This window comes from Geomonas sp. (genome assembly GCF_035254065.1).
Classification (GTDB): Bacteria; Desulfobacterota; Desulfuromonadia; order Geobacterales; family Geobacteraceae; genus Geomonas.
Window position 1 is genome coordinate 1 of sequence record NZ_DATFBA010000316.1, and the last position, 4,891, is coordinate 4,891.

Consider the following 4,891-nt stretch of genomic DNA (forward strand, 5'->3'; position numbering starts at 1 on the left):
AGCGCCAGGGCGAGCCTCAGCTCCGAACAGACCCGCGGCACCACCACCAACCCGGTGACGAAACCGATGTCGTCCAGTGCGCCGAAATCGGAGGGGTCTTCCATGGCCAGGGTGAGCTTCCTCCCTTTCACCTCAACCGGCAGCACCCGGTAGCGCTGCACCATCTCGGAGGGGACCAGCGAGAGGACCTCCGCCGGGACCGAGTTGAGGGCCGCCAGGTCTATGTGGGGCACCCCCATCTTCTCGTTAAGCACCCGGGCCAGGTCCTCCTCCTCGACCAGCCCCATCTCCACCAGGTTGGTGCCCAGCCTGCCACCGTAAATGGCCTGGGCATGCAGCACCTGCTGAAGCTGCTCCTCCGTGAGCGCACCGACTTTCAGCAGCATCTCTCCCAGCATCGCCGACACGGTCCACCTCCGAAGAAAGGCTCCAAGACCGCCTCCACCCCTCGCAGTCTCGCCGGCCCGATTCACCTTCAGGATTGGAAATCTTTATCATTCTACCCGCCAAGCCTGTAGCTGCAATGAGGCGAAGAGGCATATACTGGAAATGACAGGAGGAGAGCGGCGCGTTACGTATACCGTATGTATACAAACCTCCTTGACGTACACGGTAAATCGTTATTTTTGTTAGAGGATGACTCGGAAATTAATTGACATTTCCCACTACACCGTGGTATTTAGCCTAGGTTTTCATCCGTGATGTCTGCGGAATCGAGGGCGGCCTACATGGACGAGGAGAAGAAAAGCCTGCTGAAGACGCTTGGCATGGTCTCCACGATGGGAATCTCCTTCGCGGTGGCCATCGTCATCGGCGGCTTCATAGGCCTCAAGTTGGACGCCTGGCTCGGCACCAACCACTGGTTCTTCTTCATTTTCCTTTTCTTCGGCATAGTGGCGGGCTTCCGCAACATGTTCATACTTGCCAGAAAAGAGATGGGGAGTGGCGGGCCTGACGAGACTAAACGAGGATAACATCTTCCAATGGCTGGTGGCGGGGAGCCTCTCCCTGGCGGCCGTTGGCGGCATACTGACCGGAGTGCTGCGCTCCGCCAACTTCGGATTCTCCCTGTTCGCAGGGGGAGTGCTGGCGACGGCGAATCTCCTCTGGATCAGGCGGGGGCTGGAAGCCCTGCTGACGGCACAGCCGGCCAATGCATCGCGCTTCGCTGTGTTCCGCTACCTGATACGACTCGCCATCATGGCGGCGCTTTTGTACGTACTGATCGTCAACCTGCATGCCAACATCTTCGGGCTGTTCATCGGGCTTTCAGTCGTCGTAATCAACATAATTGCATTTTCGATATACCTGTCGACCCGTAAAGGAGAGTAGCCAATGGTCCACCCGTTTTTATTCCTGCAATTTTTCCGCGAGATGGTAAAACCGCTCGGTATCGGTGAAGCCGGCGCAGACGCGATCATCTACACCTGGCTGATCATGGCCATGCTGGTGCTGCTCTCCATCGCCGCCACCAAGAGCCTGAAAGCGGTTCCCTCCGGCATCCAGAACTTCATGGAAGTCATCGTGGGCGGCATCGAGAACATGCTGGTTGAGACCATGGGCGAGCACGGCAAGCCGTTCTTCCCGCTGATCGCCACCCTGGCACTGTTCATCCTGGTTTCCAACCTGATCGGCCTGGTCCCGGGCTTCTTCCCGCCGACCGCCAACATCAACACCACTGCGGCCTGCGCGGTCGTGGTCTTCGTGGCCACCCACATCGTCGGCCTCAAGGAGCACGGCGCCGGCTACATCAAGCACTTCCTGGGACCGATCGCCTGGCTGGCCCCGATGATGTTCTTCATCGAAGTCATCGGTCACTTCAGCCGCGTCATCTCCCTGACCCTGCGACTCTTCGGTAACATGAACGGCCACGAGCTGGTACTCATCATCTTCTTCGGCCTGGCCCCCTTCCTGGTGCCGCTGCCGATGATGCTGATGGGCGTACTGGTCTCCTTCATCCAGGCCTTCGTCTTCATGCTGCTGGCCATGATCTACATCCAGGGCTCGCTGGAGCACGCTCACTAACAACCAATTTCAATTCCTATACTATTTAGGAAAAATAAAACCCAGAAGGAGAAGTAAAATGGAATTCTTTACTATGTGCGTTCTTGCAGCAGGCATCGGTATGGCTCTCGGCACCGTCGGCACCGGCATCGGCCAGGGTCTGGCAGTCAAATCCGCCGTTGAAGGCGTTTCCCGTAACCCGGGCGCTTCCGGCAAAATCCTGACCACCATGATGATCGGTCTGGCCATGATCGAGTCCCTCGCGATCTACGCCCTCGTTATCTGCCTCATCATCCTCTTCGCTAACCCCTACAAAGCTGACATGCTTGCTCAGCTTGCCAAGGCTGTTGCGAAGTAATTAGCTTCACCAGTTGTTTAAAAAGGGCGTGCCGCACGGCGCGCCCTTTTTTGTTTCTAAAAACAACTTATCCGACTCTGCCAACTCCCCCTCGCCCTGCGGGAGAGGGCCGGGGTGAGGGAAGCCTCATATCTTCGTGGAAAGTTCCCTCACCCTAACCCTCTCCCGGGGGGAGAGGGAACAGTTGGCGATAGTGGGAATGAGATAATAGACCGTCGTTGACTTTTCGGGACCCGTATGAAATAGTCATCCTCATGAAAATCATAGCCGACCTGCACACCCACACGATCGCCTCCGGCCACGCCTACTCCACCATCAACGAACTCGCCAGCGCGGCCAGCCAACTTGGCCTCAAGGCTATCGCCACTACCGACCACGGCCCAGCCCTCCCCGGCGGCCCGCACCGTTACCACTTCTGCGCGATGCGCTTCATCCCGCGGTACATCGGCGGGGTCAGGATCTTCCGCGGTGTCGAGGCGAATATCCTCGACGCCAAGGGGACCCTGGACCTCGAACAGGAACTCCTGGAACAGCTGGAGTTCGTGATGGCGGGCTTCCACGAGAACTGCGGCTACTGCGGGAAGGACGTGGACGGCAACACGGAAATCCTCTTGAAAGTGATGGCCAACCCGCGGGTGAAGTGCATCTCCCACCCTGGCAACCCCATCTTCCCTATCCACTACGAAACGATCGTCAAGGCGGCCGTGGATACTGGAACGGCGCTGGAGATCAACAACTCCTCGCTCTCCCTGAGCAGGATCGGAAGTATCGGCAACTGTACCGAGGTCGCGCGGCTGTGCGCGAAGCACGGCGCGCCGATCATGCTGGGGAGTGACGCGCACATAGCGCAGGGGGTCGGGGTATTCGACGACGCTTTACGGTTGGTGACGGAGGCGGGGATTTCGGAGGAGCAGGTGATGAACGCCGATTACCCGAGGCTCTTGTCTTTCCTCGGGCTGCCGGAGTAGTCTCCCATTTACATTTACTCCTCTCACCGACTGTCCCCTCTCCCTCCGGGAGAGGGTTAGGGTGAGGGAACTTTCGACGAAGATTCGAGGCTTCCCTCACCCCGGCCCTCTCCCGGAGGGCGAGGGGGAGCTGGCAGGAGCGGATTGGGTTCAGAGAGTTCAGGTAGTTTAGGCGACAAAAGGGCGAGTGACGAGAGTCATTCGCCCTTTTCTTTTCCGGAGGCGGAACCCGCCAGCACGGCGAGGCCGGCAAACAGCAGCGGGATGCCGCAGAGCGCGGTGAGAGAGAGGCGCTCGCCCAACACCAGGATGCCCAGGAGGGCGGCGGTCAGCGGCTCGGCGAGGGAGAGGGTCACCGCGGTTGCCACGGGTACCGTGCGCAACCCCCTGACGAAAAGCCAGTAGGAAAGCGCGGTGACGAAGACGCCCAGGTAGATGATGACTGCAATGCCCTTAGGAGCTGCCATCCAGTGCAGGTCGCACTTCAGCAGCAAGGGAGAGAGAAGCAGGGCACCGGCGCAGAAAACCACAGCCATCACGGCGTCCGGCGTCCGTCCCGGCAGCAGACCCTTGATGGCAACCGTGTAACTGGCGTAGGACGCCCCCGCGCCAAGGGCGAGCACAATGCCGAGAGGATCGATGGCGATGCTCCCTCCCCCGCAGGCCAACAGGGTGCAGCCGAAGATGGCTAACACGGTGGCCACCACCCAGCTACGCTGGGGCCTTTCCCCCCGGAAGATGAAACCGAGAATGCCCGCCATCACCGGAGAACTCCCGATGCCGACCAGAGTGCCGACCGCCACACCGGTGCGGCTGACCGCCTGGAAGAAGCAGAGCTGGTAGGCGGCTACGCAGGCGGCGGCGAGCAGTGTCGGAAGAAGCGGCCATTTTATCTTGCCGAAACCGCCTCTGACCAAGGCCAGCACCAGCAGGGCAGCACCTCCGACCACCAGCCGCATGGCGCCGATGCTGATGGGCGTCACCCCGGTGGGCGCGAGCGCCTGGGTGGTGCCGGTGGTCCCCCAGAGAATGCCGGCGGCGAGCACGCTGAGGGCGCCTGCGGAGAGCCTGCCTTGTGCGGGTACAGCTTCTGCGGCGACGATGTTGGAATCCTGCTCACTCATGAAGTGCTCAATGAAGGTGACCCGAATAGTACGGGAGGTGAACCACTGAAGATTAAGAGGCGTCGGACGATCCCCTCTCCCGAAGGGGGAGGGTTAGGGAGGGGGAACGATGGTGGAGATGCCGCCACTGTCCGCCCTACCCCAACGTCCACAAGCAATCCCCCCTGTCCCCCCTTTATCAAGGGGGGGACGTGCCGGGAGATAACTGCTAAGAATCAGGTCTCATGAGAGCGGCAACGAGAGGTTAGTTAGCTGTGTTCGCGGGTGGCGTGGAAGGTGAGGTCCTTCCAGTTCTCCATGGTGTTCTCCAGCCGCCACTGGCTCCCGGCCAGGTAGGCGAGGTTTCCTTCCCCATCGGTGTAGAGGCTCATCGCCTCCTTCTTCTGGAACTCGTCGAGCTTCTTGCGGTCGCCGGTCACCCAGCGGGCGGTCACGTA

General features: G+C 60.1%; 7 protein-coding genes and 1 pseudogene. 5 read left to right on the forward strand and 3 right to left on the reverse strand.

Annotation, left to right across the window (positions count from 1 at the left end; genetic code table 11):
- The coding region (locus tag VJ604_RS14545; protein ID WP_518517917.1) for a GspE/PulE/PilB domain-containing protein at window positions 1-398 on the reverse strand (398 nt) is incomplete at its 3' end.
- Between the two features lie 330 nt (window positions 399-728).
- Here VJ604_RS14545 and VJ604_RS14550 point away from each other — a divergent pair.
- The 5 genes from VJ604_RS14550 (at window position 729) to VJ604_RS14570 (ending at window position 3,330) form a co-directional block, all read left to right on the forward strand.
- Window positions 729-974 (forward strand): AtpZ/AtpI family protein, encoded by a 246-nt coding sequence (locus VJ604_RS14550; protein ID WP_324083704.1) that lies wholly within the window; start codon window positions 729-731, stop codon window positions 972-974.
- On the forward strand, window positions 943-1,332 hold the full coding sequence (locus VJ604_RS14555; protein ID WP_324083695.1) for an ATP synthase subunit I: 390 nt from the start codon (window positions 943-945) through the stop codon (window positions 1,330-1,332). The genes VJ604_RS14550 and VJ604_RS14555 overlap by 32 nt, the downstream gene beginning before the upstream one ends.
- A gap of 3 nt (window positions 1,333-1,335) precedes the next feature.
- Window positions 1,336-2,025 (forward strand): F0F1 ATP synthase subunit A, encoded by a 690-nt coding sequence (atpB, locus tag VJ604_RS14560; RefSeq protein ID WP_324083697.1) that lies wholly within the window; start codon window positions 1,336-1,338, stop codon window positions 2,023-2,025.
- Window positions 2,026-2,083: 58 nt separating this feature from the next.
- Window positions 2,084-2,362 (forward strand): ATP synthase F0 subunit C, encoded by a 279-nt coding sequence (gene atpE / locus VJ604_RS14565; RefSeq protein ID WP_324083699.1) that lies wholly within the window; start codon window positions 2,084-2,086, stop codon window positions 2,360-2,362.
- Window positions 2,363-2,616: 254 nt separating this feature from the next.
- Window positions 2,617-3,330, forward strand: a complete 714-nt coding sequence (locus VJ604_RS14570) for a phosphatase (protein ID WP_324083700.1) — start codon at window positions 2,617-2,619, stop codon at window positions 3,328-3,330.
- Window positions 3,331-3,527: 197 nt separating this feature from the next.
- Here the strand turns inward: VJ604_RS14570 and VJ604_RS14575 are convergent, their stop codons facing one another.
- Complete coding sequence (locus VJ604_RS14575; RefSeq protein WP_324083702.1) at window positions 3,528-4,454, reverse strand: DMT family transporter; 927 nt, start codon at window positions 4,452-4,454, stop codon at window positions 3,528-3,530.
- Window positions 4,455-4,702: 248 nt separating this feature from the next.
- Window positions 4,703-4,891: pseudogene (gene prfC / locus VJ604_RS14580) on the reverse strand (peptide chain release factor 3); the annotation flags it as partial.

What these genes read in the sequence shown, in the direction of transcription:
- VJ604_RS14550 (WP_324083704.1), top strand. Translation starts at nt 729, where the DNA reads ATGGACGAGGAGAAGAAAAGCCTGCTGAAGACGCTTGGCATGGTCTCC.
- atpB (WP_324083697.1), top strand. Translation starts at nt 1,336, where the DNA reads ATGGTCCACCCGTTTTTATTCCTGCAATTTTTCCGCGAGATGGTAAAA.
- atpE (WP_324083699.1), top strand. Translation starts at nt 2,084, where the DNA reads ATGGAATTCTTTACTATGTGCGTTCTTGCAGCAGGCATCGGTATGGCT.
- VJ604_RS14570 (WP_324083700.1), top strand. Translation starts at nt 2,617, where the DNA reads ATGAAAATCATAGCCGACCTGCACACCCACACGATCGCCTCCGGCCAC.
- VJ604_RS14575 (WP_324083702.1), bottom strand. Translation starts at nt 4,454, where the DNA reads ATGAGTGAGCAGGATTCCAACATCGTCGCCGCAGAAGCTGTACCCGCA.